We start from the raw sequence: 26,718 nt of genomic DNA on the forward strand, positions 1-26,718 counted from the left end.
GGTGCGGTTCCGCGGTCGCTCTCAGGCGGACGTCCGGTGCGTCTGCGTCGCCCGGGCCAGCCAGAGGGTGGCTGCCAGACAGGCCGCCGAGACCGCGGCGAGGATGAGGGGGACCGCTCGGACGCCCGACCACTCGATGGTTCTGCCGAGGGCCGGGCCCGCTGCCACGCCGCCCAGCATGGACGCGGCGATGACGACCGCTCCGGCGCGACGGGCTCTCGGGGCGGCCCGGTTGAGCCAGGGCAGGCCGGTGGGGAAGATCGGGGCGATGAAGAGGCCCACGCCCGCGTAGGCGTAGGGGGCGAGGTCGGGGACGCCCGCCAGGAGCAGGCACGCGGTCATGCCGGCGCACGAGACCGTGATGATGGCCCGGGCGGAGAAGCGCAGGGCGATCGGAGCGACCAGAAAACGGCCCACGGTCATCATCAGCCAGTAGACGCTGGTCGCGGTGGCCGCCGCGCCCGCACCGTAGCCGACGGTCTCCAGGTGGGTGGGCTCCCAGCCGCCCACCCCCGCTTCGATGCCCACGTGCAGGACGTAGAGGGTGACGAAGACCGCGAGGACCGAGTGCAGCGCGGCATTGGCCGGCGCTCGGTCCGCGGCACCCGTCCCGGGATGGGCGCCGGCAGTGGGATCGGGATCGCTGCCTGTCCCGGTCTGGTCGGTGGGGTGCGGGGCGTGGCTTCTCACGCCTCCCAGGCACAGCAGCAGGGGGAGGTTGGCGAGCGCGAAGGCCAGGAAGAGGGCCCGGTAGTGCTCGGATCCGACGACGCCGACCAGGGCCGGGCCGAGGATCGCGCCGATGCCGAAGTGGGCGTTGAGGATGTTGAGCATCGCCGTGGAGCGGTGGCCGAAGCCGATGGAGAAGAGCTGGTTGAGGCCGTAGTCGATGCCGCCGAAGCCGAGCCCTGCGACGAACGCCGCGACGAGGGCCACGGGCCAGTCGGGCGCGAGTGCGAAGCCTGCGGCTCCGGCCGCCATCAGGAGGTACGAGGCCCCCAGGATCCGGCGGTTGCCCGTGCGCCCGTAGCGGCGGTCGAAGAGGAGGACTCCGGCGACCCCGCCGACGAAGTGAGCGCTCAGGCCGAGTCCCGCCGCGGAGGGCGAGAGTCCGAACTCGTCACGGAGGGACGGGATCGAGGGACCGTAGAGGGCTTGCAGGGCGCCTATCAGGACGAAGCCCGCACAGGAGGCGACCGCCGCGGACGCGGTGAAGACGGGCGTGGGCGGGGCGGCGGGCCCGGGCGGGGCGAGCGAGTGGGGGTGGGTGGCCGGGGCGCGCTGTGCCGTGGGGTGGTCGGTCACGCGGACTCCAGTGGCGGACGGCCCACTGCGGTGTGGGATGCGGGTGATGCTCCGACGAGCGTCGATGTTACCGGTAACATCCAGACCGTCAAGATGACCGTCGCAAGGAGCCCGGAGCGTCGGGCCGGGCACGGGACCGGGCGTACGGGGTGTCGGACCGGGCACGGGTTGGTTGCGACAAGGGCTTTACGCCGTAGGGGCTTTGGCGGAACGGCAGCATGCGAGGCATGAGCCGAGACCGAGATGGGGACGGAGACGGGGAGCGGGGTCGCGATCGGTACGTCGATTTTCTGCGGGCCTGGGCCATTCTGCTGGTGGTGCTCGGACACTGGCTGATCACCGGTCTGGTCCGGCGTCCGGACGGGGAGATCGTCGCGCCGGAGCTGCTGGCGACCGTGCCCTGGACGCAGTGGCTCACCCTGGGTTTCCAGATCATGCCGTTGTTCTTCCTCGCCGGAGGGCATGCCGCCGGCGGCTCCTGGGTGCGGGCCCGGTCCGCAGGCGGGACCGTCGCCGGGTGGGTGGGACAGCGGGCGGTGCGGCTGCTGCTCCCCGCCGCCGCGTACAGCGGCCTCGTGCTGCTCGCCGTCGGGGTGTGCGCCGGGCTGGGCGTGGACCCCGCGACACTGGCGCTGGTGGGGTGGGCGCTGGCCATGCAGTTCTGGTTCCTGCCGGTGTATCTGCTGCTCAGCGCCCTGACACCGGCGATGTACGCCCTCCACGAACGCTGGGGGGTGCGTGTGCCCGTGGGCATGGGCGTCGTCGGGTTCGGCATCGGTGCGTCGGTCGCGGCCGCCGGTTCGCCCCGTCCCGGGATCGTCGAAGCCGTCGGGGCGCTCAACTACCTGCTCGTGTGGGGGGTCGTCTACCAACTCGGCTTCTGCTGGCGCGACGGGACGCTGGGCGGTGACGGGACGCTGGGCGGCAGCGGAACGCTGGGCAACGGCGGGCGGCCGGCTGCGCCGATCGCGCTCGCACTCGCGGTGGGCGGCGGGGCGGCGTTCGTCGCACTGGTCGGGCCGGGTCCGTTTCCCGTGAGTCTGATCCTGGTGACCGGGCAGGAGCTGAGCAACGCCGACCCGCCGTCGCCCGCCATGCTGGCCTGGGCCGTGGCGCAGGTCGGGGTGGCCCTGCTCGTCGCACCGCTCGTGCGACGGGTGCTGCGACGGGCCCGGGTGGAGAGAGCCGTGCGGGTGCTGGGGGCCGGCAGCATGGCGCTCTACCTGTGGCACATGGCGCCGGTGCTGATCGTCGCCGCCGCGTTCTATCTGACCGGCCTCGCTCCCGAACCCGGCTACGGCTCCGCCGCCTGGTGGGTGCTGCGGTTGCCGTGGCTGCTGGTACTGGGCGCAGTCCTTGCGGGCGTGGTGCGGGCGCTGTCGCCGCTGGAGCGGGGGGTGGCCGTCGCGGAGGCGCGGGTGCGGCCCGACGCGGGGCTTCGGGGAGCGGCGTCCTGGCCGATGTGGGGTGGGCTCGGGATGAGCGTCTGCGCACTGACGTACTTCGCGGGGCACGGCTTCGCGTACGGGGGCACGTTTCCGGTGTGGCCCGCGGTGGGGCTGGGGGCGGGCACGGTTCTGCTGAGTCTGACCCGGGGAGCCGGCGTCTCCTCCGGCGCTGCGCGCCGCCGGGAGGCCGCCGGGGCCGACGGCCCCGGCGCGGTCGACGGGAAGGAGGCCGGGGGCCAGGGCACGAGCGTGGGTGGCGCACAGAGTCCGGGAACTCCGGAGAGCCCGGGGACTGCGGGGCATCCGGGGAGCGCGGGGAGCGCGGGGAGCACGGGGAGCACGGGGAGCACGGTCGGTTCTGGGACGTGACCCGCGACCCGCATCCGGTGACCGGCACCCGCCGGCCGCCGCCCGCCGCCCGCAATGACCTCCTGCTCGACCGGGTGCGACTGGGACCTGGACGCCTGGGCAGCTCGGCGGCGGGCGGCGGGCGGCTGGGCGGTCAGGCTGTTCGCTTGCGGGCTGCGGTCTTCTTCGCCGGGGTCTTCTTCGCGGTCGGCGTCGCCGTCGCCGTCGCCGTCGTCTTCTTGGCGGCGGTCTTCTTCGTCGTGCTCTTGGCGCTCGACGTGCTCTTCGCCGCCGTCGCGCTCTTGGCCGCCGTCGACTTCTTCGCCGCCTGGGTCGACTTCCTGGGGGCCGCCGCCGTCTTCTTCGCCGTCGACGTCGATTTCTTGCCGCCGGTCTGCTTGGGCGCGCTGCGGGCGGACTTGCGCTGGGGCAGGCGGCTCACCTTCGCCCGCCCCGACGCGGGCCCGGACTCCGAGTCCGCCTCCGAGTCCGAGTCCGCCGCGGGCTCCGGTTCCTCGCCCCTCGACTCCTTCGCCGCCCGCACGCTCTTCTCCAGGGCGGCCATCAGGTCCAGCACCTTGCCGCTGGACGGCGCGCTCGGGGCCTCCCGAGGCGTCTCACCGGCCGCCTTCGCCGCCACGACCTCCTCGACGGCCTCGCGGTACTCGTCGTGCAGGTCGTCCAGATCGACCTCGCCGAGGGTGTCCATCAGGGCGTCCGCGAGGTCGAGTTCCTTGTCGCGGACGGTGACGGAGGTGTCGGGGGCGACGCCCTCCGGCGCGCGCACCTCGTCGGGCCAGAGCAGGCCGTGCATGGCGATCGCGTCGCCGACCACGCGGAGCATGCCGAGGCGTTCACGGCCGCGAAGGGCGTACTTCGCGATGGCCACCTTGTGGCTGCGTTTCAGAGCCTCCCTGAGCAGCGTGTACGGCTTCGCCGCCGGGGCGCCGCCCGCCTGGAGGTAGTAGGCGGCGTCCATCTGGAGCGGGTCGATCCGCTCGGCCGGGACGAAGGCCACGATCTCGATGGTCTTCGCGGTCGGGAGCGGCAGGTGGGACAGGTCCTCGTCGGTGATCGGGATGATCGTGCCGTCCGCGTCCTCGTACCCCTTGCCGATCTCGGCCGAGCTGACCTCGCGCTCCTCCAGCTCGCAGACCTTGCGGTAGCGGATGCGGCCGCCGTCCTCGGTGTGGATCTGGCGGAAGGAGATCGAGTGGCTCTCGGTGGCGTTCACCAGCTTGATCGGGATGCTGACCAGGCCGAACGAGATGGCGCCGTTCCAGATGGATCGCACGTGCAGCACCCTCCCGAGTGAGCGTTATGCACTGGTTTCGTGTGATTCTCATCGTATGACGCCGATCACCGAGGTGGAGGGGCGGAGGCTCGCGCTCAGCAATCTGGAGAAGGTGCTGTACCCGGCGACCGGGTTCACGAAGGGCGAGGTGCTGCACTACTACGCGACCGTCGCCGATGCCCTGCTGCCCCATCTGCGCGACCGGCCGCTGTCCTTCCTGCGCTATCCGGACGGGCCCGACGGCCAGGTGTTCTTCGCCAAGAACGTGCCGCCCGGGACGCCCGGGTGGGTCACCACCGCCGAGGTGCCGCGCTCGGAGGGGCCGGCGCGGATGGTCGTCGTGCAGGACCTGGCGAGCCTCGTCTGGGCGGCGAACCTCGTCACCGAGTTCCATACGCCCCAGTGGGTGATCCATGAGCCGGAGCTCGCCGACCGACTCGTCTTCGACCTCGACCCCGGCGCGCCCGCGACCGTCGTCGAGTGCTGCGAGGTCGCGCTGTGGCTGCGGGAGCGGCTGGCGGCGGACGGCATCGAGGCGTACCCGAAGACGTCCGGGTCGAAGGGGCTGCATCTGCTCGCGCCGGTGCGGGGGGCGTCGTCCGAACGGGTCACGGAGTACGCCAAACAGCTGGCCGTGGAGGCGGAACGGGCCGCTCCGCGGCTGGTGCTGCACCGGATGACGCGGAGCCTGCGGCCGGGGAAGGTGTTCGTCGACTGGAGTCAGAACGCGGCGCGCAAGACGACGGCCGCGCCGTACACACTGCGGGCCCGGGCCGAGCCGACCGTGTCGGCGCCGGTGACGTGGGAGGAGGTCGAGGAGTGCCGGTCGGCCGGGACGCTCACGTTCCTGGCGTCCGACGTCGCGCCGCGGTTGCAGGACTTCGGCGACCTGCTGGCGCCGCTGACGGACGCGCGGCACGCGGGAACGGTGCCGGCGCCGGAGCCGGAGGCCGGGGCGACCTCATGACACCCGCCCCCCAGACACCTGGAATGCCGCCCCATGGCACCCGGGATGCTACTGCGGCGGGCGGTTCCTGCTCACACCCTCGCCCAGGTCCCCCGGTCCCGCGCCATCGCGTGCAGGGCCTCCACGTCCGCCGGCTTCAGCACGCCGCCCAGGCGGGCCAGGTCGGGGAGGTCGGCGTCGGTGAGGATGCGGGTCGTTCGCGGGGGTGCCGTCACGGAGACGTCCGTCGGGCCGACGAGGGCCAGCACGGGGTGGACCTCGGCCGTCAGGGCGTAGGAGGCGCGGTCGGCGTCGGCGCGCACCCGGCGCAGCAGGGGCTCGGGGGCGCGGCGGCCCAGGGCGACCATCGGGTCGGCGATCCGGACCCGGCGTCTGCGGGCGTAGACGGCGTGGATCGCGAACAGGCCGGCCGGGCCGATGGCCAGGTGGTGGACGCGGTCCCCGCCGGGCAGCGCGACGGAGTGCAGTGTGTGCCAGCCGGCGCCGTCGAGGCGGTCCAGGGCCTCGCCGACCGTCTGCTCGGCCGCGAGGGCGTGGCGGCGCGGGTCGGTCCGGAGCCGGTGGGCGGGGGGCGGGTCGCGGTCCAGGTCGATCACCAGGGCCTCGCCGGGACGGTTGGGGGCCAGGTCGTCGTCCGGGTGGAGGGAGAGCCGGGCCAGTTCCGCCGGGGTCGGCACCGGGGGCGGGCCCACCGTCACCGGGCCCGTGAGGAAGGGGCCGAGGGCTTCCAGGACGTCCTCCCTGCGGTCGTCCCCGATGAGGTTGACCCTGGCCGCCTCACGGTCGTACCAGGCGACGTTGCTGCCGTCCGCGAGGCGGACGTAGAGCCGCTCCCGGCCATGCCGCCGGGTCGGTATGACGCGCAGTCCGTTCATGCACCATCACCCCTCCGACCATGGGAACAGGAGGGGCGCTCCGGGGCAAGAAGGCGGTTATCCCCGGCGCGCGTTGGGCAGGCACTGGGCAGCGCGTTTGGGGAGGCGCCGTTGCGGACCCGCAGGAAGCAGCCCGACGTACCTGTTCCGGATCGTCCGTGGAGCGAGATCGTGCCCGGCCTGTGGATGGGCGGCCACGAGTTCCGGGGGCCCGGCGGAGAGCCGCGGCTCGCCGTGGCGCGCGACGAGTTCGATCTCGTCCAGACGCTGACCCGGGCCCGGCAGGGGCACGGGCCCGATCCGGGTGTGCGGCACCAGGTGTGGCCGATCCCGGACGGGCCGCTGGACGGGACCCAGCTCGCCGGGGTGATCCGGCTGGCGCAGGCCGCGGGAGACGCGCTGGACGAGGGCCTCACGGTGCTCGTGCGCTGCTACAGCGGTTACAACCGTTCGGGCCTGGTCGTCGCCCACACGTTGGTGGGCCGGGGGCACTCGGCCGACGGGGCCATCCGGCTGATACGGTCACGGCGCTCGCCCTGGGCCCTGCACAACGAGCTGTTCGTGGAGTACCTGCGGGCGGGGTTGCCCACGGCCCGGCTTCTGGAGGAACTGGCCGAGTAGCCGCCGCGTACCCGAGTAATCGTTTCGCCCGTGGTCAGCGCCACAGCACTGCGCCTCAGCGCGGCAGTACGCTGCCTCAGCGCCGCCGGCCCACCGGTACGCAAAACGGACTTCCCTATGAATAAGGTGTACGGGGCCTGGCATCGTCGTCGTCCGAGAGGAGCCACAGGAGTCCCGTGTTCCGCACCCGCCCCGGCCTCCCCGGCCGCTCTGGTCTCCTCGGCCGCCCTGGTCTCCCCGGCCGCCCCGGCCGCTCGGGCCGTCCCGGTGGCCTCGGCCGCTCGGGGCTCCCCGGCCGTCCCGTGCTCGCCGCCGCCGTCGCGGTCCTGCTGGCCTCGGCCGCCGTGGGCTGCGGTGACGCCGGTGAGCTGCAGGGCGCGGGGGCGACGCCGACGGCGATCAGCCCGGACAGGCTCTGGCCGGATCTCACCCCCGCCTCCCGCCCGGCGTTCGACATCGGGGAGGTGGACACCGAGGTGGTCAAGGGCATCACCGTGCCCGACGGCGACATCCGCAAGGTCGACCCGGTCGCGGTGGTGCGCAAGGAGATCGCCGAGCACCCGGGCGACTACGGCCAGGGGTCGTACGACGAGACGGCCCGGCGGATGGCCGACTGCGGCAAGAGCGGCGCGCAGGGCAGCAGATGTCCCGTGCTCAAGGCGTACTACCGCGACCTCACCGGCGACGGCCACCCCGACCTGACCCTCGGCTTCCGCCAGCTGCCGGGCAACCTGACGGCCGTCCGCGTCTACACCGTGCGCAAGAACAGGCTCGTGAAGATCATGGCCTACGAGGACGCCGTGAGCGGGGTCGAGCTGGCCGGGCGGTCCGTGATCATCCGCGCCCCCTCGGAGGTCGCCGGCTACGAGTACCGGCTGCAGTGGACCTGGGACCAGCAGCAGCAGGCGATGCTGCTCACCCATGACGAGATGCGCCGCACCGGCGGTCGCAAGCGCTCCCCCCGACCCTCCGCCTCCGGCGCGTCCCCGGCGGCTCCGGCCGGCCGGCCGGCCCCGTCATCGGCGTCCGCGTCGTCCGCGTCTGCGTCTGCGTCTCCGTCGTCGCGGGTGTCCTCTTCCGCGAGCGGCCGATGAGACCGGCGCTGCCCTCGTGGGCGGGCACGCTCGCCGTGAAGGCCGCCGTCTTCATCACGGTGATGTGCTGCGCGCTGGCCGCCCTGCTCGGCATCCTGGTGCACGTATCGGTGACGAACCAGACCGTCGGCCAGGCCCGCGACCTCGCGCTGTCCCGGCTGTCGGACGCGACCACGGCGTTCGAGGCCGGGAACTCCCTCGGCCACGCGGCGAGCCTGGACCCGCCCGAGCTGCCCGCGTCGCTGCGGGCGCTGGCGGTGGGCGGGGAACGCGGCACGATGGTCGCCGACCGCCGGGGCCGCCCCACGATGTGGGCGGCGGGCCCCGCCGACGGGCGGCGGGCCCTCGCGGTCGCGGTCGACTACTCGCAGAGCGCCCACACCATCGAGGCGCTCGACACCGCGATCCTGTGGTCGTCGGCGCTCGCGATCGGCGCGACGCTGCTGGTCGGGGCCGTCGCCGTGACCCGGGTGACCCGTCGGCTGCACACCACCGCGCAGGTGGCTCGCCGGATCACCGCCGGCGACCTGGACGCGCGGGTGGACGACCGCCGCGCGAAGGAGCCGGGCCGGCCACAGGACGAGGTCGGCGCGGTCGCCGTCGCGCTGGACTCCATGGCCTCCTCGCTGCAGGGCAAGCTGCTCAGCGAGCAGCGCTTCACCGCCGACGTGGCGCACGAACTGCGCACGCCCCTGACCGGACTGCACGCGGCGGCCGAGCTGCTGCCACCCGGACGGCCGACCGAACTGGTGCGCGACCGGGTGACGGCCCTGCGTACGCTCACCGAGGACCTGCTGGAGATCTCCCGGCTGGACACCGGGCGCGAGCGGCTGGAGCTGGACGCCGAGGACCTGGGCGCGCTGGCGGTGCGGGTGGTGCGGGCGGCGGAGGCCTCGGACTTCTTCGAGACTCCGGCGGCCTCCGGGACCACGGCAGCCCTCGGGACTCCGGCAGCCCAAGGAACCTCGGCGGCCTCCGGCGCTTGGGTCGCCGACGGGGCTGCGGCGACCGACGGTCAGGTCACGGTCGTCATCGTCCGGAACGCGCACGTGGAGACCGACCGGCGGCGGCTCGAGCGGGTGCTCGGCAATCTGCTGGCCAATGCGCACCGGCACGGTCGGGCTCCGGTGACGCTCACGGTGGACGGGCCCGTCGTCACCGTGCGGGACCACGGGGACGGATATCCGGAGTACCTGGTCACGCACGGGCCGCAGCGGTTCCGCACCGAGGGCGGGGCCAAGGGCCACGGGCTGGGGCTGACCATCGCGGTCGGGCAGGCCGAGGTGCTGGGCGCGCGGCTGGCGTTCACGAACGCGCCGGACGGCGGCGCGGTGGCGACGCTGACGCTGCCTCAGACGCCTCCCGCCCCGGCACGTCTCCCCGATGGCGCAGCGTGACGGGCGACACGCGCGAACCGCTCCTAATGTGGCGATAAGTCAGTTTCACCCTCTTCGTGGAGGTATCGCCATGTCCTTGCGCTCGGCTCTCACCCGTCTGGCCATAGTCACCGCAGCCGGCGCACTCGCCGCCACCGCGGCCGTCGCCCCCGCCCTCGCCGACGACTGGGACGGCGACGGCGGCGGCAACACCACCCAGGGCGGCGACTCGCACGACTGGGTGGACCAAGGGGGCGGAGGCGTCCAGAACGACCAGCCCGGCGACCCGAACGACCAAGGGAACCAGGGCAACCAGAACGGCCAGGGCAACCAGGCCGCTCAGAACGGCAACCAGAACGGCCAGGGCAATCAGAACGGCCAGGGCAATCAGAACGGCCAGGGCAACCAGAACGGGCAGAACAGCCAGAACGGGCAGAACGGCAACTGGCAGTCGGGTGGCGACGGCGGCGACTGGCAGTCGGGCGGCGGCGACGGGGGCGGCGGCAACTGGCAGTCCGGCAACCAGAACGACTCCCGCCGGTACCGCGGACGCGTCACCGCGAGCGAACTGCTGCTGCGCAGCGCGCCCAACCGCGCCAGCCAGGTGATCCGGGTCGCCCGTCGCGGCGAGATCGTCTCCATCTTCTGCAGGACCCGCGGCCAGAACGTCCAGGGCAACTCCGTCTGGTACCTCCTCACGGACGGCACCTGGGCCTGGGGCGCGGCGCGGTACATCGACGTCATCGGCACGACGCCGCGCTGGTGCTGACGCCGCGCCGGAGCTGACACGAAAGATCGTCCAAGGCTCACGAGGAGCCCCATTTGGGTAGGTTCCGGACATGACGAAAGCCGGAGTCGGAGCAGGAACCGGTACCACCGTGGCGGCGGCGGACGCGCCCGCCGCCATGGTGGGCCTCCCCCGGCGCCGTGGCGTCGAACTGTCCCTCATCGTCCTGGCCGTTCTGCTCTCCGTGTACGGGTACTGCGCCGTCGGGCTGGCCCGGAGCGGCGCGGTACCGCCCGGCGCCGCGGGTTACGGCGCGGGGCTCGGCGTGCTCGCGCTGCTGGCGCATCTCGCGGTGCGGCTGCGCGCCCCCTGCGCCGATCCGCTGCTGCTTCCCATCGCCGTGCTGCTCAACGGGATGGGCCTGGTGCTGATCTACCGGCTCGACCTGGAGACGCCGGGCGACCGGGCGGCTCCCACGCAACTGGTGTGGTCCACGGTCGGGGTGGCTCTGTTCATCGTGGTCGTGACGGCGCTGCGCGACCATCGCGTGCTCCAGCGGTACTCGTACGTGTGCGTGGTGGCCGCGCTCGCCCTCCTGACCCTCCCCATCCTGTTCCCGGCCGTGAACGGGGCCCGCATCTGGATCCGGATCGCCGGCTTCTCCATCCAGCCGGGGGAGTTCGCGAAGGTGCTGCTGGCGGTGTTCTTCGCCGCCTACCTGGCCGCCAACCGCACGGCGCTGGCGTACGCGGGCCGCCGGATCTGGCGCTTCAGCCGGATGCAGCTGCCCACCGGACGGGTCCTCGGCCCGATCGTCACGATCTGGCTGCTGAGCGTCGGCGTGCTGGTCCTGGAGCGGGACCTCGGCACGTCCCTGCTCTTCTTCGGCCTGTTCGTGGTGATGCTCTACGTCGCCACCGGCCGCACCGGCTGGATCGCCGTGGGTCTGCTGCTCGCCTCGCTCGGCGCGGTCGCCGTCGGCCGCCTGGAGCCGCATGTGCACAGCAGGGTCGAGGACTGGCTGCATCCGTTCGCGTCGATCGAGGCCGGTCAGGGCGCCAACCAGCTCGCCCAGTCGCTGTTCTCCTTCGCGGCCGGCGGGGTGTTCGGCACGGGGCTCGGCGTCGGCCACTCGGTCCTCATCGGCTTCGCCGTGAAGTCGGACTTCATCCTGGCCACGGCGGGCGAGGAGCTGGGCCTGGCGGGGCTGTCGGCGCTGTTCCTGCTCTACGGCCTGCTCGTCGAGCGCGGCTACCGGGCGGGGCTGTCGCTGCGCGACCCCTTCGGGCGGCTGCTGGCGGCCGGCCTCGCCTCGATCGTGGCACTCCAGGTGTTCGTGATCGCGGGCGGGGTGACCGGCCTGATCCCGCTGACCGGGATGGCGATGCCGTTCCTGGCACAGGGCGGCTCCTCGGTGGTCACCAACTGGGCGATCGTGGCACTGCTGATCCGGGTGAGCGACTCGGCCCGCAGACCGTACGACGCGCCGTCCGACGCGCCGTCCGACGCTCCGTCCGACGCCCAGTCCGCCGCTCCGTCCGCCGCTCAGTCCGCCGCTCCGTCCGACGCTCACTCCGCCGCGTCCGCCATCCCGCGCGTCGAACCGTCCGCTGTCCCGCGCCTCGAACCGTCCGCCGGGCAGCCCGCCGAACCGGTCGACGCGCTGGTCGACAAGAGCCCAGGGAGAACCCGTTGACCCGGCACATCCGGCATGCCGCCGTCTTCTGCGCCCTGCTGCTGACAGCGCTCCTGGTCAACGCCGCGCGCGTCCAGCTCGTCCGGTCCGGGTCCTACGACGACAACCCCGCCAACCGGCGCGGCGCCATCGCCCGTTACGCGCAGCCCCGCGGCGACATCCTCGTCGGCGGCACCCCGGTCACCGGCTCCCGGGACACCGGTGAGCAGCTGCGCTTCGAGCGCACGTACCAGGACGGGCCGCTGTACGCACCGGTGACCGGGTTCGCCTCGCAGGTGTACGGGACGACGTTCCTGGAGCACGCCGGCGACGACGTGCTCTCCGGGACGGATCCGCTGCTCTCGCCGTTCCCGCTGTGGAACGACGTCACGCACGGACGGCCGCCCGGCGGCGACGTGGTGACGACGCTGAACCGCCACGCCCAGTGGGCCGCCTACGAGGGACTGGACGGGCGCAAGGGAGCGGTGGCGGCGGTGGAGCCGTCGACGGGGCGGGTGCTGGCGCTGGTGTCCAGTCCGTCGTACGACCCGGGCGTGCTGTCCGGCAACGGCGCCCGCGCCGAACGGGCCTGGGCCCGGCTCAACAGCGACCCGGACAAGCCGATGCTGAACCGCGCGGTGCGGCAGACGTATCCGCCGGGGTCGACCTTCAAGGTGGTCACCGCGGCGGCGGCGCTGGACGCGGGCGTGGTCACGGACCTGGACGCGCCGACCGACTCCCCCGCCCCCTACCGCCTGCCCGGGACGACGACGAGCCTGACGAACGAGGGCGAGGGCTGCGAGGACGCGCCCCTGCGGGAGGCCTTCGAGTGGTCGTGCAACACGGTGTTCGCCAAGCTCGGCGTGGACACGGGGCTGGCCGGGATGACCCGGACGGCTCAGGCGTTCGGCTTCAACGACGACAAGGTGCGGATCCCGTTCGGCGTCGCGCCGAGCACCTTCGACACCTCGCTCGACAGGGCGCAGTTGGCGTTGTCCTCGATCGGCCAGTACAACACGCGGGCCACCCCGCTCCAGATGGCGATGGTGTCGGCGGCCGTGGCCGACGGAGGGCGGGTGCGCACGCCGTACCTGGTGGAGCGGACCACGAGGAAGGGCGGGGCGACGGTGGCCACGGCCGGCTCCCGGCCGTCCCGCCAGGCGATGCTTCCCTCGACGGCGCGGCGGCTGCGGGAGCTGATGGCGGACGTGGTGCGGGAGGGCACCGGGACCAACGCCGCGATCCCGGGCGCGATCGTCGGCGGCAAGACGGGCACCGCCCAGCACGGGCTGGGCAACGCCGGCATTCCCTACGCCTGGTTCGTCTCCTGGGCGCAGGGCGAGCGGGACCTGGAGCCGAGGGTCGCGGTCGCGGTGGTCGTGGAGGACGGGTCGGCGCGCCGCGGGGACATCACCGGGGGCGGGATGGCGGCGCCGATCGCTCGGGCGGTGATGGCGGCGGTGCTCAACTCCTGAGACGGACGCTCCACGGGCTCGGCAAGAAGTGGCGTCCGGGGGATTGACGGCCTTGCTGACAGGCAGTCTCATAAGAGCCATGACGACCCTCACGGATGCCGACGCGCTGGAAGGGCTGCGGGACGCGCTGGGCCTGCTCAAGGACCGGGAGCAGGTGGCCGAGCGGCTGCTCGCGTCCTCCGCCAAGCACTCCTTCGACCCGGACAAGGAGCTGGACTGGGACGCGCCGTTCGAGGACGGCAAGTGGTTCTGGCCGCCGGAGCTCGTGTCGCTGTACGACACGCCGATGTGGCGGCGGATGAGCGAGGAGCAGCGGATCCTGCTGTCCCGGCACGAGGCCGCCGCGCTCGCCTCGCTCGGCATCTGGTTCGAGATCATCCTCATGCAGCTGCTCGTGCGGCACATCTACGACAAGGCCGCGACGAGCGCGCACGTGCGGTACGCGCTGACCGAGATCGAGGACGAGTGCCGGCACTCGAAGATGTTCGCCCGGCTCATCGAGCGCGGCGGCACGCCCTCGTACCCGGTGAGCCGGGCCCACCAGAACATGGGCCGCCTGTTCAAGACGGTCTCCACGACCCCCGGTTCCTTCACCGCGACCCTGCTCGGCGAGGAGGTCCTCGACTGGATGCAGCGGCTGACCTTCCCCGACGAGCGGGTCCAGCCGCTGGTCCGGGGCGTCACCCGGATCCACGTCGTGGAGGAGGCCCGGCATGTGCGCTACGCCCGTGAGGAGCTGCGCCGCCAGATGGTGACGGCGCCGAGGTGGTCGCAGGAGTTCACCCGCGTCACGTCCGGCGAGTTCGCCCGGGTGTTCTCCGTGGCGTTCGTGAACCCCGAGGTCTACCGGAACGTGGGCCTGGACCGCCGCGAGGCCCTGGCGCAGGTTCAGGCGAGCGGGCACCGGCGGGAGGTCATGCAGACGGGAGCGAAGCGGCTGACGGACTTCCTGGACGACATCGGGGTGCTGCGCGGAGTGGGCCGCCGGCTGTGGAAGTCCTCGGGCCTGCTCGCCTGACGTCGCCGGGCGCCGGGCGCCGGGTGCCGGGTGCCGGGCGACGGAGCGGGGCGTCGCCCGCCCGGGGCCGGGGCGCTGGACTGTGCGGGCGATTACGCTGCTCGTCATGACGCCAGCCGCCCCCGCCTACCGTCGCCTCAGCGTCGAGGAGCGCCGCAGTCAGCTTCTCGACGCGGCGCTGTCGCTCTTCGCGCACCGCGTTCCCGAGGACGTCTCGCTGGACGACGTGGCGGAGGCCGCCGGGGTGTCCCGGCCGCTCGTCTACCGGTATTTCCCCGGCGGCAAGCAGCAGCTGTACGAGGCCGCCCTGCGCTCCGCCGCCGAGGAGCTGCACCACTGCTTCGACGAGCCCCAGGACGGCCCGCTCCTCCCCCGCCTCGCCCGCGTCCTCGACCGCTATCTGACCTTCGTCGGCCGCCATGACGCCGGCTTCAGCGCACTGCTGCAGGGCGGCAGCGTCGTGGAGACCTCCCGCACGACCGCCATCGTGGACGGCGTGCGACGGGCCGCCGCCGAGGCCATCTACCGCCACCTCGCGGTTGCGGACCCGGGGCCGCGGCTCCGGATGACCGTACGGATGTGGATCACGGCCGTCGAGGCGGCCTCCCTCATCTGGCTGGACGAGGACAAGCAGCCGCCCGCCGACGAGCTGCGGGACTGGCTGGTCGACCAGTTCGTCGCCGTCCTCGCGGTGACCGCGGCGCGGGACGCGCAGACCGCCGAACTGGTCCGCGGTGCGCTGAGCACGGAAACCTGATCGACACTGGAACGGTGAAGAGCGAAGACATCCCGTTCGAGGGCGGGCCCATGGACGGCCGGGTGCTGCCCGTGCTGCTGGGCCCGACCGGGCACCCGCCCAAGACGTACCGCATTCCCGTCCCCGACGCGGCCGGGGGGCCGCCGGCCGTCTTGGTCTACCGGCGCGCACCGCGCGGGCACAGCAAGCGGCTCGGGCTGCCCCAGGGCTGGAAGTACGAGTTCGACCCCGACGCGACGGGGGACGGGCGGCTGCGGTGGCCCTGGTCCAAGCCCGGTGTGCGAGCGGACGCGCGGCCCGGTGCGGGGCAGGAGGGCCGTCCGTCCGCCACGCCCGACGCCACGCCGGAGGGACGGCGGGACGACGCCGACGGGTGACGTCGTTGCGCCGAACCGCGCACGCCCGGCGCGCGGACCGCGCGCACACGTCCGATGCTCGCCCTGCGGGATGGAGGGGCCACCCCGCAGCGGAGGTGATGACGTGTCAGGAAGACTGCTGCGTCTGGCCTGTACGGTCTCCACGGCGGCGCTCGCCGCGCAGACCGTGCTGGCTCCCGGACTCGCCGCGGCCACGACGGAGCCGCCGGGGGCCGGCGACCAGGCGACGCTCGCACCACGGACCCCGACCCCGCGACCCGCCCGGGACGCGGAGGCGGAGTCGGAGTCGGATGCGGGCACGAATGCGGGCACGAGCACGGATGCGGATGCGAGTGCGGATGCGGGCGGGCCGTCCGCCGCCGGAACGGACGACCCCGACGCCCCCGAATCCTCCGACGCCTCGGACGCCGGTTCCGACCCGGACCAAGATTCCGGCCCCGGCCCTGGCCCCGGCCCCGGCGGGCGGACCGTCGCCGAGCTGCTGACGGACCTTCAGCGGCTGTACCGCGAGGCCGAGGCCGCCACCGAGGCCTACAACGCCACCGAGGAGGAACTGCGACGGCGGCGCGCCGAGACCGGGCGGCTGGACGGCGACCTGGCGAAGGCCCGGCTCTCGCTGCACGACAGCCGCGGCGCGGCCGGACGGCTCGCCCGTCAGCAGTACCAGGGCAGCACCGCCCTCTCCCCGTACGTACAGCTGCTGCTCGCCCGGGATCCGCAGCACGCCCTCGACCAGGGGCATGTGATCGGCCGGCTGGCACGCGAGCGGGCGGAGACGGTCGGGCGGCTGAGGAACGGCGAGCGCAGGGCCGACGCGCTGGCCCGCCGGGCCCGCGCCGCCCTCGACGACCAGCTCACTCTCACCGCGCGCAGGAAGAAGGAGCGCGACGACGTGCGCCGGCGCCTGGACGACGTCCAGAAGCTCCTGGCCTCCCTCACCCCTGAGCAGCTCACCGCGCTCGCCGCGCTGGAGAGCGACGGGGTGGCGCGGGCGCAGCACAGGCTCGTGGCGTCCGGTGCGCTCGGCGACGACGGCAAGCCGTCCGCGGAGGGCGAGAAGGCCGTGCGGTATGCGGTGCGCCAGCTCGGCAAACCGTACGAATGGGGGGCGCAGGGGCCGGGGTCGTACGACTGCTCGGGCCTGACCTCGCAGGCCTGGGGGCAGGCCGGGACGCCGCTCCCGCGGACCAGCGAGGAGCAGTGGGCGCGGCTGAGGAGGATCCCGCTGAAGGAGCTGCGCCCGGGCGACCTGGTGATCTACTTCCCCGAGGCCACGCATGTGGCGATGTACCTCGGGCAGGGCATGGTGGTGCAGGCGCCGCGGACCGGCGAGAAGGTGAAGCTCTCCCCGCTCGCGTCCAATCCGGTGCTCGGCGCGGTGCGTCCGGATCCGGGCGGCGTGCCCGTGCGGCGGTACCGGCCGCCGAAGCTCCCGCCCGCCGTGACCGGGGCGGGAGCGGCGCCGGCTCGTCAGGCTCCGGTCAGCGAGCCCAGGTAGGCGGCCGTCTTCTCGGGCTCGTAGAAGAAGTTCTCGAAGTCGGCCGGGTCGTTGAAGGCGTTGGCGAAACGATCAGCCGCGGGCTGCAGCTGCCCGGCCGCGCCCAGCAGGTTGACGATGTGCTCCGGCGGCGGGGCCAGCATCGCGTTGGTCCACTTGGTGACGTGCTGAGCGGTGTCCCAGTACCGGTCGAACGTGGCGCGCATCCACTCCTCGTCGAACTCCTTCTCGCCGCGCTCCAGGATCGACGCGAGGTAGGCGGCCGCGCACTTGGCGGCGGAGTTGGAGCCCTGACCGGTGATGGGGTCGTTGGCGACGACCACGTCGGCGACGCCGAGGACCAGACCGCCGCCGGGAAGGCGGCCGATGGGGTTGCGGACGGTGGGCGCGTAGCGGCCGGCCAGGGTGCCGCCGGCGTCGGTCAGTTCGACCCGGGTGGCCCGCGCGTACTCCCAGGGCGTGAACTTCTCCATGAGCTCCAGGGTCAGGGAGAGGTGCTCCGCGGGGTCCTTGACGCCGTGGAAGACGTCGAGCGGGCCGCCGGGTATGCCCTCCCAGAACAGGATGTCCGCGCGGCCGGAGGTGGTGAGCGTGGGCATGACGAAGAGTTCGCCCACGCCGGGGACGAGGTTGCAGCGGACCGCCTCGGTGTCCGGGTGCTCCGGGCGCGGGCCCAGGCCGTGGACGTAGGAGACGGCGAGCGCGCGCTGCGGCTCGCTGTAGGGCGAGCGCTCGGCGTCGCGGCCGAACATCTGGACGAGCTCGCCCTTGCCGGCCGACACGAGGACGAGGTCGTAGGCGCGGGAGAAGTAGTCGAGGTCGGAGACGGCCGCGCCGTGGATGATGAGCTGGCCGCCGCGCTGGGCGAACGTCTCCATCCAGCCGGCCATCTTCACCCGCTGGTCGACGGACTGCGCGTGCCCGTCGAGCCGGCCCAGCCAGTCGATCGCGCGCTGGGTGGGGCCCGGGTCGTGCGAGCCGGGGGCGGCGACCGAGACGCCGAGGCCCTCGATCTTCGGGGCCTGCTGCTCCCAGAAGTTCAGCTGGAGGTCGCGCTCGTGCTGCAGGGCGGTGTGGAACATGCACTGCGTCGACATGACCCGACCGGAGCGGATCTCGTCCGCCGTCCGGTTCGACATCAGGGTGACCTCGTACCCGTGCGCCTGGAGGCCGAGGGCGAGCTGGAGACCGGACTGGCCGGCTCCGACGACGAGTATCTTCCGCATGCGGGGAACTCCTTGAAGGGCCTTACTCGGGGGTTGCGTCGAGCGCGTGGCCCACCAGGGCCAGGAGGGTCTCGATCACCGAGATCCGGCGCCGCGCATCCATGATCATGACAGGTATGTGCGCGGGGATCGTCAGCGCCTCCCGCACGTCCTCCGGCTCGAACAGCTCGCTGTCGTCGAAGTGGTTGACGGCGACGACGTAGGGCAGTCCGCAGCTCTCGAAGTAGTCCAGCGCGGGGAAGCAGTCCTTGAGGCGGCGGGTGTCGGCCAGCACGACCGCGCCGATCGCGCCGCGCACCAGGTCGTCCCACATGAACCAGAACCGCTGCTGTCCCGGCGTGCCGAACAGGTAGAGCACCAGGTCGTCGTCGAGCGTGAGGCGGCCGTAGTCCATCGCGACCGTGGTGGTGGTCTTCTCCGGCGTGCCGGTGAGGTCGTCGGTCTCCTCGCTGGCCTCGGTCATCAGCGCCTCCGTCTGGAGGGGCTCGATCTCCGAGACGGTGCCGACGAGGGTGGTCTTGCCGACGCCGAAGCCGCCCGCCACCACGATCTTGGTGGCTATGGGGGCGCGGGTGCGGTCCGTCTGCCACGGCTGCAGGGGTTCGTCGGGCTCGGTCACGGGCTCGACGAGGGGGGCGACGCCATAGGAGGAGGCGGCGTCAGAGACGACGGAGTCCACTCAGCACCCTTTCCAGCAGAGCGCGGTCGGGACGGCCCGTACCGTGAGCGGTACCGGTGCCGTACACACGGATCTTTCCCTGGTCCGCGAGGTCGCTGAGGAGCACCCGGACCACGCCGAGCGGCATCTTCAGCAACGCGGAGATCTCGGCCACCGTGCGCATACGGCGGCACAGTTCGACGATGGCCCGCAGTTCCGGCATGACCGTGGACTTGAGCGACCCGTTCGTCAGTTCCTTGCGTTCCTCGGGGGCTTCGAGGGCCGCCACGAACGTCTCGACGAGGAGGACGTGTCCGAAGCGGGTACGGCCGCCGGTGAGCGAATAGGGGCGCACCCGGGCGGGTTTGCGGTCGCCGCCACGGACCGGGAGCTGCTGCCTGCCGCCCCGCGGCTGCTGCGGGACGGCGCTCATCCGATGCTCCCCGTCGTGGCGGACTCCAGCGACTGCCGCAGCTCGCTGCGCAGTTCGGGGGTCAGGACGTGTCCGGCGCGGCCCACGAAGAGCGCCATGTGGTACGCCACCACGCTCATGTCGCAGTCGGCGGAGCCGTGCACGCCCAGGAGCGAGCCGTCGCTGATCGACATGACGAAGAGGCTGCCCTCGTCCATCGCGATCATGGTGTGTTTCACCCCGCCGAACGCCATGAGCTTGGCGGCGCCGATGGTGAGGCTGCCGATGCCCGAGACGATGGTGGCGAGGTCGGCGGAGGAGCCGCGCGGGCCGGAGGGCCTGGTCTCGCGGGCCTGGCGGGCCTCGTCGTTGTGGGCTGCGTCCGAGGACAGCAGGAGCAGGCCGTCCGAGGACACGACGGCGACGGACTGGATGCCGGGGACCTCCTCCACGAGGTTGGTCAACAGCCAGTGCAGGTTACGGGCTTCACTGCTCAGTCCGAAGGTACTGGGCGCGGTCAACTACTTGCCTCCTCGACTGTGCCCCCCGTGTCATCTTCGGCGTGTGCGTGTGCTTCTTGAGCCGCTGCGCGTGCGGTGTTCCGTGCTGCGTCGCGTACTGCCTCTTGCGACGGGACCCGGTTCTGGCCCGTCTTCTCGGCGATCTCCGCCTCCACCTCGCGGTAGCCCGCCTCCGCCCCCCGGCGGAAACCGCCCAGACGGCGGCGGAGGGCGTCCGCGTCGACGGAACCGGTCCGCTGGCGCGGGGCGTGGGCGGGTGCGGTGATCTTGGGTGTGCGCTTGGGGAGGCCCTTGTCGGTGAGGGGTTCCTCCGGGGCGTCGGGGGTGCGTGCGTGTTCCGTCCCGGCTTCGCCTGCGGCGGCCTCGTCGGCGGGCGCGGGCGGCTCCTGGGACGCGTCCTCGTGGCCGGCGGCGGGGGACGCGTGGGTGTGCTCGTCCTGCGTGGTGTCGGGCTCCCCCAGGGGGCTCGGCAGCAGGAGTTCCATGGTCGTCTCGGCGGGCGACTCCGCCGGGCTCTTCGCCTGGCGGACGGCCTTCTCGGCCAGCGCGACCAGCGGATCGGCGGGCTTGGAACGGCCCGGCAGGACGTTGGAGTTGGCCTCGGCGTCGGCGCCGGGCAGGGAGAAGGCGTGGGCGGCCGCGGCGGACGGCGCGGAGGAGGGGACGGCGGCGGCCGGGGCGGCGGCGAGGAGCTGGGTCGGCAGGACGACGACGGCGGCCACCCCGCCCTGCTTCTGCTCGCGCAGCCGGACGCGCACCCCGTGCCGGTGGGCCAGCCGGGCCACCACGTACAGGCCGAGGCCGAGCCCCTCCTCGCCTTCCTGGTCGTACGGCGTCTCGGGGTCGAACTCGGCGAGGCGGCCGTTGAGCCGGCCGAGCCGGTCGTCCGGGATCCCGATGCCCTCGTCCTGGACGGAGAGCATGACCTCGCCGTTCTCCAGCAGCCAGCCGGAGACCTCGACGGGCAGGTCGGGCGGGGAGAACGAGGTGGCGTTCTCCATGAGTTCGGCCAGCAGGTGGGAGAGGTCGTCGGCGGCGAAGCCCGCCACGTGCGCGTGCGGGGGCAGCGCCGAGATCCGCACGCGCTCGTAGCGCTCGATCTCGCTGACCGCCGCGCGGACCACGTCGACCAGCGGGATGGGGCCCGCGTGCTGCTGGACGTGTTCCGTTCCGGCCAGGACCAGCAGGTTCTCGCTGTGCCGGCGCATGACCGTGGCGAAGTGGTCGAGCTTGAAGAGCGTGGCCAGCCGCTCGGGGTCCTGTTCCCGCTCCTCCAGGCCCTCGATGACGGCGAGTTGGCGCTCGACCAGGCCGAGGGTGCGCAGGGCGAGGTTCACGAAGGTGCCGCTGATGCTGTCCCGCAGGCCGTCCAGCCGGGCGGCGGAGGAATCGAGTTCGGCGCGCAGTTCCTCGCGGGCGTCGGCCATCCGCTGGCGCTGGCCCACGAGGTGCTTGCGGTCGGACTCCAGGGTGGCGACGCGCTCGTGGAGGGCGACGGCGTGCTGGTGCAGGGCGTTGACGGAGCGGACGACCTGGGCGAACTCGTCGTTGCGGCCGGTGAACGCGACCGGTTCCTCGGCCGCGGGGTTCTCCGCCCCGGCCAGCCGTGCCGACCCCCTGCGCAGCACGGACAGCGGGCGGGTGAGGCTGCGCGCCATGCCCGTGGCCACGGCGACGGCGAGCAGCATCAGCGCGCCGAGCACGGCGACGCGGATCTCCAGGCCGGTGACGTCGTCGTCGCGCAGCCGGGCGAGGTCCTCGACGCGATGGCCGTACAGGGAGGACTCCGCGCCGCGCATCAGGTCGAGGCGGGCGGAGAGCGCGGCGTTGAGCTCCTTGACGTCGGTGTCGAGGTCGCGGCCGCTCAGTTCCGGCTGGTCGGTGAGGGACGCGAGGTAGGCCTCGGCGGCGTCGACGTCGCCGCCGGTGACGGTGGAGTCGTAGGAGGCCACCACGTCCTCGGGCGCGCCCTCGCGGAAGTCGGCGAGGGCGGCGTCGGAGCGCAGCCGGGCCTGCTGAGCGGCGGCGGTGAGGGCGTCGCGCTGCTCGGTGTCGGCGTCGGAGGAGATCTTCTCGGTGCTCGACCGGCCGGTGACGGGGTCGTAGGAGTTCTCGTCGCGGGTCGGCACGTTCAGCGCCGCGAGCAGCAGCCCCCGGGTCGCGGAGGCCTGCTGGACGGCGCTGTCGAGCTCGGCGAGGGCGTACGCGCCGGATCCGGCGCGCGGCGGCATCTGCTCGGCCAGCCGGTCGACGAGGACGTGGAGCGCGGCGATGACCTGGGAGTACCCCTGGTGTGCCTGGAGCGGGGTGCTCTTGCCGGTGAGGGCCGACTGCCGCACGGACGGGAGAGCGTCGAGGGCCTTGCGCAGCGCGGCGGAGACGTCCGTCCCGGTGATCAGCTCGCTCGCCTGGCGGTCGACCCGGGCGCTGCTCTGCGCGGAGGGCGCCTTGGACCTGACGCGGCCGGCCGCCACATAGGTGGTGACCTCGTCGCGTTCGTCCGCCAGGGACTGGGCGAGGGCGAGGGCGTCCTGTGACTGTTCGGCCAGGGTGACCAGATCCTGGGAGTCCTTCAACTGGCCGGACGCGGCCAGGACCGAGGGCGCGCCGGCTCCGGCGATGGCGGCGGCCACGACGGCCACCGCGACGATCAGCCGGTTGCGTACGTGGGTCGGGCGGCCCTTGCCGACAGGGGTGCGCTCCGCGCCCCCCTCGGAGGCCGTCTGGCTGCCTGTACGCCGAGGCCGCGTCTTCTGCACCGGTGCTCGCATTCCTGACTCGTGTACCCATGGGCCGGATATGACGCCCCGTCAACTGGCGCTACGTCCGGTACGGTTCCCGACCCTCCCAGTGCGGGTGTGCGGGGTCCGCGCATCGCTTGCCCCGCCACCCGAAGGAGTGAACATCGGAGGGGAGTTGGCGGGCAAGTTCCCCTGGCGTGTGCGGAGGCCCCGCCCGGCAGGCCGGTTGGACGTGGGCGGCAGGCTTTGGCAGTATTCGCCGCCACGTCTTCCCGGAGTGCTTCATTCCCGCTCAAAACAGGCGTCTGACCTGCGGTGGCGCGCCCGTTCGGGGAGTGATGCCAGCCTTTTGCGAAGGCTGTGAAGGGGTCGTGCAGACTGGCTGGATGCGCACGGAACTTGTGTCGGACGGCGGCGATCCGGCCCGCCCCAACGAGGACTTCGCGAGTGTCGGGCTTCCCGCCTCCGGGCAGGGCGGTTCGCTCGTCCTGCTGGACGGGGTGACTCCGCCGCGGGACGGCGCGGGCTGTCTGCATTCGGTCCCCTGGTTCACGGCGCGGCTGGGCGGCGCCCTGACCGAACTGACCGTTTCACTCCCGGATGTCCCCCTGGCCGAGGCGCTCGCCCTCGCCATCGCGCGTACCGCCGAGGCCCACGCGGGAACCTGTGACCTTTCTCACCCGCGCACGCCGCAGGCCACGGTGGTCCTCGCGCGGTGGTCGCCGCGGAGCGTCGAGTACCTGGTCCTGTGCGACGCGACGCTGCTGCTGGCGTCGCCGGACGGCCGGGTCGTGCCCGTGCGCGACGACCGGCTCGCGAGGCTGCCGCGGGCCCTGTTGCGGAGCGCCGACGTCGTGGACGGCACCCTGCGCAACAAGGAGGGCGGGTTCTTCACGGCGGCGGCCGACCCCTCGGCGGCCTCCCGCGCGGTGACGGGCGCCGTGCCACGCCGCGAGGTCGCCGCGCTGGCCGCGCTGTCGGACGGGGCCGCCCGCTGGACGGAGCTGTTCCGCCGGGGCGACTGGCCCGACCTGTTCGCCCTGGTCCGCGAGGAGGGGGCGGGGTCCCTGGTGGAGCGGGTCCGCCGACTGGAACGGGCGGACGACGCCGCCGGCCGCCCCTGCCTGGCCCGGGCGAAGACACACGACGACGCGACGGTGGTGTACGCGCAGCTGTGAAACGGCGTCCGGCCGGGGTTACTTCTCCATGCCGCGGTTGAGCTGCTGCAGCAGTCGGGCCAGCTCCGCGACCTCGGCGCGGTCCCAGTGGGAGAAATGGCTGACGTACCGCTCGCGGCGGGCCTCGCGGACCCGGCTCACCCGGCTGCGGCCCTCCTCGGTGAGATCGACCAGCCAGGCGCGGCCGTCCGCCGGGTCCGGCGCCCGGGCGATCAGGCCGAGCTGTTCCAGGGCCCGCAGCTGGCGGGACATGGTGGCCTTGCCGACGCCGATGTACGCGGCGAGCTCCGTGGCGCGCTGGCGGCCGCACTCCTCCAGCCGGACGAGCAGCCCGTAGGCGGCGGACTCCAGGTCCGGATGGACCTCGCGGGCCATCTCTCCCTGGTTGGCGCGGGCGCGGCGCAGCAGCACCGTGAGCTCGCGCTCCAGGGAGAGGAACTCCCGGTCGTCCTGCTCCACACCGCGCGACGACCGTCCGTCGTCGTTCGTGTCCTCGTGCACGTCAGCACCCCTGATCTCACCGGTCGCCGCGGTCGCGCAGCGCTCAAGTATTCCCCAGGCACAGGCCGACGGCGTTTCCCCGGGCCGTGTCCCGCGTACGGCGAAGGCCCGGGCTCCCTCACGGGACCCGGGCCGTGCCGTCCCGCGGCGTCCGTCACGCCGCCACGGGAACCTCCGGCGCCGCGCCGTTCACGGCGGGCGCGAGCGCCAGTTCCAGGGCCTGGCGGACGTCGGTCACGGCGTGGACGTCGAGCTTGTCCAGCACCTCCGCGGGGACGTCGTCCAGGTCGGGCTCGTTGCGCTTGGGGATGATCACGGTGGTGACGCCGGCCCGGTGCGCGGCGAGCAGCTTCTGCTTCACGCCGCCGATGGGCAGCACCCGGCCGGTGAGGGAGACCTCGCCGGTCATCGCCACGTCCGTGCGGACGAGCCGCCCGGACAGCAGGGACGCGAGGGCCGTCGTCATGGTGACGCCGGCGCTCGGGCCGTCCTTGGGGACCGCGCCCGCCGGGAAGTGGATGTGCACGCCCCGGTCCTTGAGGTCGCCCACCGGCAGTTCCAGTTCGGCGCCGTGGCTGCGCAGGAAGCTGAGCGCGATCTGCGCCGACTCCTTCATCACGTCGCCGAGCTGACCGGTCAGGGTCAGGCCCGCCGCGCCCGTCTCCGGGTCGGCCAGCGAGGCCTCGACGTACAGGACGTCGCCGCCGGCGCCGGTGACCGCGAGGCCGGTGGCGACCCCGGGGACGGCGGTCCGGCGCTCGGCCGGGTCCTGGGCGGACTCGGGCACGTGATGCGGCCGGCCGATCAGGGCGCGCAGGTCCTCGTCCCGGACGGTGAGGGGGAGTTCCCGCTCGCCCAGTTCGTGCTGGGCCGCGACCTTGCGCAGCAGCCGGGCGAGGGACCGCTCCAGGGTGCGCACGCCGGCCTCGCGGGTGTACTCGCCGGCGAGCTTGCGCAGCGCGCTCTCGTCGAGGACGACCTCTTCGGCGTCCAGGCCCGCCCGCTCCAGCTGGCGCGGGAGCAGGTGGTCGCGGGCGATGACGACCTTCTCGTCCTCGGTGTAGCCGTCGAGGCGGACCAGTTCCATACGGTCGAGCAGGGCCTCGGGGATGGCTTCGAGCACGTTGGCGGTGGCGAGGAAGACCACGTCCGACAGGTCGAGCTCGACCTCCAGGTAGTGATCGCGGAAGGTGTGGTTCTGCGCCGGGTCGAGCACTTCGAGGAGGGCCGCCGCCGGGTCGCCCCGGAAGTCGGAGCCCACCTTGTCGATCTCGTCGAGCAGGACCACCGGGTTCATCGACCCGGCCTCCTTGATCGCCCGCACGATCCGGCCGGGCAGCGCGCCGACGTAGGTACGGCGGTGGCCGCGGATCTCGGCCTCGTCGCGGACGCCGCCGAGGGCGACGCGGACGAACTTGCGGCCCATGGCGTGGGCGACGGACTCGCCGAGCGAGGTCTTGCCGACGCCGGGCGGACCGACGAGGGCCAGGACCGCGCCGCCGCGCCGGCCGCCGACGACCCCGAGGCCGCGGGCGTTGCGGCGCTTGCGCACGGCCAGGTACTCGGTGATGCGCTCCTTCACGTCCTCCAGGCCCGCGTGCTCGGCGTCGAGGACGCCCTTGGCGCCCTGGATGTCGTAGGCATCCTCGGTGCGTTCGTTCCACGGCAGTTCGAGGACGGTGTCCAGCCAGGTGCGGATCCAGGAGCCCTCGGGCGACTGGTCGCTGGAGCGCTCCAGCTTGTCGACCTCCTTGAGGGCGGCCTCGCGGACCTTCTCGGGCAGGTCGGCGGCCTCGACGCGGGCGCGGTAGTCGTCGGACTCCTCGGCCGCGTCCTTGCCGTCGCCGTTGAGGTCGCGCAGCTCCTTGCGGACGGCTTCGAGCTGACGGCGCAGCAGGAACTCGCGCTGCTGCTTGTCGACGCCTTCCTGGACGTCCTTGGCGATGGTCTCGGCGACGTCCTGTTCGGCGAGGTGGTCGCGCAGTTGCTGGGTGGCGAGCTTCAGACGGGCCACCGGGTCGGCGGTCTCCAGGAGCTCGACCTTCTGTTCGGTGGTCAGGAACGGCGAGTAGCCGGAGTTGTCGGCGAGCGCGGGGACGTCGTCGATGGCCTGGACGCGGTCGACGACCTGCCAGGCGCCGCGCTTGCGCAGCCATGCGGTGGCGAGCGCCTTGTACTCCTTGACGAGTTCCACGACATGGCCGGGCAGCGGCTCGGGGACGTTCTGGTCGACCGTGGTCCCCTCCACCCAGAGGGCGGCGCCGGGGCCGGTGGTGCCGGCGCCGATCTTCACGCGGCTGCGGCCGCGGATGAGCGCGCCCGGGTCGCCGTCGGCCAGCCGGCCGACCTGCTCGACGGTGCCGAGCACACCGGTGCTCGCGTACGTGCCGTCGACGCGCGGCACCAGCAGGACGCGCGGCTTGCCCGGTTCCGAACGGGCGGCGGCCTGTGCGGCCTCCACCGCGGCGCGTACGTCGGTGTCGTTGAGGTCCAGCGGAACCACCATGCCGGGGAGCACGACCTCGTCATCGAGAGGCAATACGGGCAAGGTGAGCGGTGCGGACGTCGAAGCCATGATCTCCCCTTCGGCAGTCAAGTTGAGCTATGCCGACTCAATGCATGCGGG

The 26,718-nt window shown here is 73.2% G+C and carries 23 protein-coding genes; 13 read left to right on the plus strand and 10 right to left on the minus strand.

The window, feature by feature from the left end; all coding sequences use genetic code 11:
* Positions 1–21: 21 nt before the first annotated feature.
* Positions 22–1,305, minus strand: coding sequence for an MFS transporter (locus tag Sri02f_RS19775; RefSeq protein WP_109002650.1), 1,284 nt, complete (start codon positions 1,303–1,305; stop codon positions 22–24).
* 227 nt (positions 1,306–1,532) lie between these two features.
* Between Sri02f_RS19775 and Sri02f_RS19780 the strand changes: the two genes are divergently transcribed.
* Positions 1,533–3,122: an acyltransferase family protein gene (locus Sri02f_RS19780; RefSeq protein ID WP_245970697.1), complete on the plus strand. Its 1,590-nt coding sequence runs from the start codon at positions 1,533–1,535 to the stop codon at positions 3,120–3,122.
* 133 nt (positions 3,123–3,255) lie between these two features.
* Here the strand turns inward: Sri02f_RS19780 and ku are convergent, their stop codons facing one another.
* The gene (gene ku / locus Sri02f_RS19785; protein ID WP_445009689.1) at positions 3,256–4,395 is read right to left on the minus strand and encodes a non-homologous end joining protein Ku; all 1,140 of its coding nucleotides are present in this window, start codon (positions 4,393–4,395) and stop codon (positions 3,256–3,258) included.
* Between the two features lie 55 nt (positions 4,396–4,450).
* Here ku and ligD point away from each other — a divergent pair, with 55 nt between their 5' ends.
* Positions 4,451–5,362, plus strand: a complete 912-nt coding sequence (ligD, locus tag Sri02f_RS19790; protein ID WP_109002652.1) for a non-homologous end-joining DNA ligase — start codon at positions 4,451–4,453, stop codon at positions 5,360–5,362.
* 71 nt (positions 5,363–5,433) lie between these two features.
* Here the strand turns inward: ligD and Sri02f_RS19795 are convergent, their stop codons facing one another.
* Positions 5,434–6,237, minus strand: coding sequence for a nuclease-related domain-containing protein (locus Sri02f_RS19795; RefSeq protein ID WP_109002653.1), 804 nt, complete (start codon positions 6,235–6,237; stop codon positions 5,434–5,436).
* A gap of 111 nt (positions 6,238–6,348) precedes the next feature.
* Between Sri02f_RS19795 and Sri02f_RS19800 the strand changes: the two genes are divergently transcribed.
* The 10 genes from Sri02f_RS19800 to Sri02f_RS19845 all read left to right on the plus strand — a co-directional run bounded on the left by Sri02f_RS19800 (position 6,349) and on the right by Sri02f_RS19845 (position 16,855).
* Positions 6,349–6,858: a protein-tyrosine phosphatase family protein gene (locus Sri02f_RS19800; protein ID WP_109002654.1), complete on the plus strand. Its 510-nt coding sequence runs from the start codon at positions 6,349–6,351 to the stop codon at positions 6,856–6,858.
* A 302-nt stretch (positions 6,859–7,160) separates the two neighbouring features.
* Positions 7,161–7,952, plus strand: a complete 792-nt coding sequence (locus Sri02f_RS19805) for a hypothetical protein (protein ID WP_109002655.1) — start codon at positions 7,161–7,163, stop codon at positions 7,950–7,952.
* Entirely contained in the window at positions 7,949–9,349 is a 1,401-nt protein-coding gene (locus tag Sri02f_RS19810) for an ATP-binding protein (protein WP_109002656.1), read from the plus strand. Before Sri02f_RS19805 ends, Sri02f_RS19810 begins: the two co-directional genes overlap by 4 nt.
* A gap of 70 nt (positions 9,350–9,419) precedes the next feature.
* On the plus strand, positions 9,420–10,097 hold the full coding sequence (locus tag Sri02f_RS19815; protein WP_109002657.1) for an SH3 domain-containing protein: 678 nt from the start codon (positions 9,420–9,422) through the stop codon (positions 10,095–10,097).
* Between the two features lie 70 nt (positions 10,098–10,167).
* Positions 10,168–11,751 carry an FtsW/RodA/SpoVE family cell cycle protein gene (locus Sri02f_RS19820; protein ID WP_245970698.1) on the plus strand — a complete coding sequence of 528 codons (1,584 nt, stop codon included), beginning with the start codon at positions 10,168–10,170 and terminating at the stop codon, positions 11,749–11,751.
* Positions 11,748–13,205, plus strand: a complete 1,458-nt coding sequence (locus Sri02f_RS19825) for a peptidoglycan D,D-transpeptidase FtsI family protein (protein ID WP_109002658.1) — start codon at positions 11,748–11,750, stop codon at positions 13,203–13,205. Before Sri02f_RS19820 ends, Sri02f_RS19825 begins: the two co-directional genes overlap by 4 nt.
* Positions 13,206–13,284: 79 nt before the next feature.
* Complete coding sequence (locus Sri02f_RS19830; protein ID WP_109002659.1) at positions 13,285–14,223, plus strand: AurF N-oxygenase family protein; 939 nt, start codon at positions 13,285–13,287, stop codon at positions 14,221–14,223.
* Positions 14,224–14,329: 106 nt separating this feature from the next.
* On the plus strand, positions 14,330–14,980 hold the full coding sequence (locus tag Sri02f_RS19835) for a TetR/AcrR family transcriptional regulator (RefSeq protein WP_109002660.1): 651 nt from the start codon (positions 14,330–14,332) through the stop codon (positions 14,978–14,980).
* A gap of 14 nt (positions 14,981–14,994) precedes the next feature.
* Positions 14,995–15,357, plus strand: coding sequence for a DUF8847 domain-containing protein (locus Sri02f_RS19840; protein WP_109002661.1), 363 nt, complete (start codon positions 14,995–14,997; stop codon positions 15,355–15,357).
* A 103-nt stretch (positions 15,358–15,460) separates the two neighbouring features.
* Positions 15,461–16,855 (plus strand): C40 family peptidase, encoded by a 1,395-nt coding sequence (locus Sri02f_RS19845; RefSeq protein WP_245970699.1) that lies wholly within the window; start codon positions 15,461–15,463, stop codon positions 16,853–16,855.
* Here Sri02f_RS19845 and Sri02f_RS19850 read toward each other — a convergent pair.
* Genes Sri02f_RS19850 through Sri02f_RS19870 form a run of 5 tightly spaced genes read right to left on the minus strand, consistent with a single transcriptional unit; the run spans position 16,828 to position 22,431 of the window.
* Positions 16,828–18,081 carry a styrene monooxygenase/indole monooxygenase family protein gene (locus tag Sri02f_RS19850; protein WP_109002663.1) on the minus strand — a complete coding sequence of 418 codons (1,254 nt, stop codon included), beginning with the start codon at positions 18,079–18,081 and terminating at the stop codon, positions 16,828–16,830. The two genes, Sri02f_RS19845 and Sri02f_RS19850, sit on opposite strands and share 28 nt — an antisense overlap.
* A gap of 22 nt (positions 18,082–18,103) precedes the next feature.
* Complete coding sequence (locus Sri02f_RS19855; RefSeq protein ID WP_109002664.1) at positions 18,104–18,760, minus strand: GTP-binding protein; 657 nt, start codon at positions 18,758–18,760, stop codon at positions 18,104–18,106.
* Complete coding sequence (locus Sri02f_RS19860) at positions 18,741–19,172, minus strand: DUF742 domain-containing protein (protein ID WP_109002665.1); 432 nt, start codon at positions 19,170–19,172, stop codon at positions 18,741–18,743. The genes Sri02f_RS19855 and Sri02f_RS19860 overlap by 20 nt, the downstream gene beginning before the upstream one ends.
* Positions 19,169–19,672, minus strand: coding sequence for a roadblock/LC7 domain-containing protein (locus Sri02f_RS19865; RefSeq protein ID WP_109002666.1), 504 nt, complete (start codon positions 19,670–19,672; stop codon positions 19,169–19,171). Before Sri02f_RS19865 ends, Sri02f_RS19860 begins: the two co-directional genes overlap by 4 nt.
* Positions 19,669–22,431, minus strand: a complete 2,763-nt coding sequence (locus Sri02f_RS19870) for a sensor histidine kinase (RefSeq protein WP_109002667.1) — start codon at positions 22,429–22,431, stop codon at positions 19,669–19,671. The genes Sri02f_RS19865 and Sri02f_RS19870 overlap by 4 nt, the downstream gene beginning before the upstream one ends.
* Positions 22,432–22,799: 368 nt before the next feature.
* Between Sri02f_RS19870 and Sri02f_RS19875 the strand changes: the two genes are divergently transcribed.
* Positions 22,800–23,591: a hypothetical protein gene (locus Sri02f_RS19875; RefSeq protein ID WP_109002668.1), complete on the plus strand. Its 792-nt coding sequence runs from the start codon at positions 22,800–22,802 to the stop codon at positions 23,589–23,591.
* Positions 23,592–23,609: 18 nt separating this feature from the next.
* On the opposite strand, the gene Sri02f_RS19880 is transcribed toward Sri02f_RS19875, so the two are convergent.
* Both Sri02f_RS19880 and lon read right to left on the minus strand, forming a co-directional pair.
* Complete coding sequence (locus Sri02f_RS19880; RefSeq protein WP_109002669.1) at positions 23,610–24,092, minus strand: MarR family winged helix-turn-helix transcriptional regulator; 483 nt, start codon at positions 24,090–24,092, stop codon at positions 23,610–23,612.
* A gap of 154 nt (positions 24,093–24,246) precedes the next feature.
* Entirely contained in the window at positions 24,247–26,667 is a 2,421-nt protein-coding gene (lon, locus tag Sri02f_RS19885; RefSeq protein WP_109002670.1) for an endopeptidase La, read from the minus strand.
* Between the last annotated feature and the right edge of the window lie 51 nt (positions 26,668–26,718).

The organism is Streptomyces rishiriensis, from assembly GCF_003112535.1.
Lineage (GTDB): Bacteria > Actinomycetota > Actinomycetes > Streptomycetales > Streptomycetaceae > Streptomyces > Streptomyces rishiriensis.

Coding starts and splice junctions, on each gene's coding strand:
- Sri02f_RS19780 (WP_245970697.1), top strand. CDS start 1,533: ATGAGCCGAGACCGAGATGGGGACGGAGACGGGGAGCGGGGTCGCGAT.
- ligD (WP_109002652.1), top strand. CDS start 4,451: ATGACGCCGATCACCGAGGTGGAGGGGCGGAGGCTCGCGCTCAGCAAT.
- Sri02f_RS19795 (WP_109002653.1), bottom strand. CDS start 6,237: ATGAACGGACTGCGCGTCATACCGACCCGGCGGCATGGCCGGGAGCGG.
- Sri02f_RS19810 (WP_109002656.1), top strand. CDS start 7,949: ATGAGACCGGCGCTGCCCTCGTGGGCGGGCACGCTCGCCGTGAAGGCC.
- Sri02f_RS19815 (WP_109002657.1), top strand. CDS start 9,420: ATGTCCTTGCGCTCGGCTCTCACCCGTCTGGCCATAGTCACCGCAGCC.
- Sri02f_RS19820 (WP_245970698.1), top strand. CDS start 10,168: ATGACGAAAGCCGGAGTCGGAGCAGGAACCGGTACCACCGTGGCGGCG.
- Sri02f_RS19830 (WP_109002659.1), top strand. CDS start 13,285: ATGACGACCCTCACGGATGCCGACGCGCTGGAAGGGCTGCGGGACGCG.
- Sri02f_RS19835 (WP_109002660.1), top strand. CDS start 14,330: ATGACGCCAGCCGCCCCCGCCTACCGTCGCCTCAGCGTCGAGGAGCGC.
- Sri02f_RS19850 (WP_109002663.1), bottom strand. CDS start 18,081: ATGCGGAAGATACTCGTCGTCGGAGCCGGCCAGTCCGGTCTCCAGCTC.
- Sri02f_RS19860 (WP_109002665.1), bottom strand. CDS start 19,172: ATGAGCGCCGTCCCGCAGCAGCCGCGGGGCGGCAGGCAGCAGCTCCCG.
- Sri02f_RS19875 (WP_109002668.1), top strand. CDS start 22,800: ATGCGCACGGAACTTGTGTCGGACGGCGGCGATCCGGCCCGCCCCAAC.
- lon (WP_109002670.1), bottom strand. CDS start 26,667: ATGGCTTCGACGTCCGCACCGCTCACCTTGCCCGTATTGCCTCTCGAT.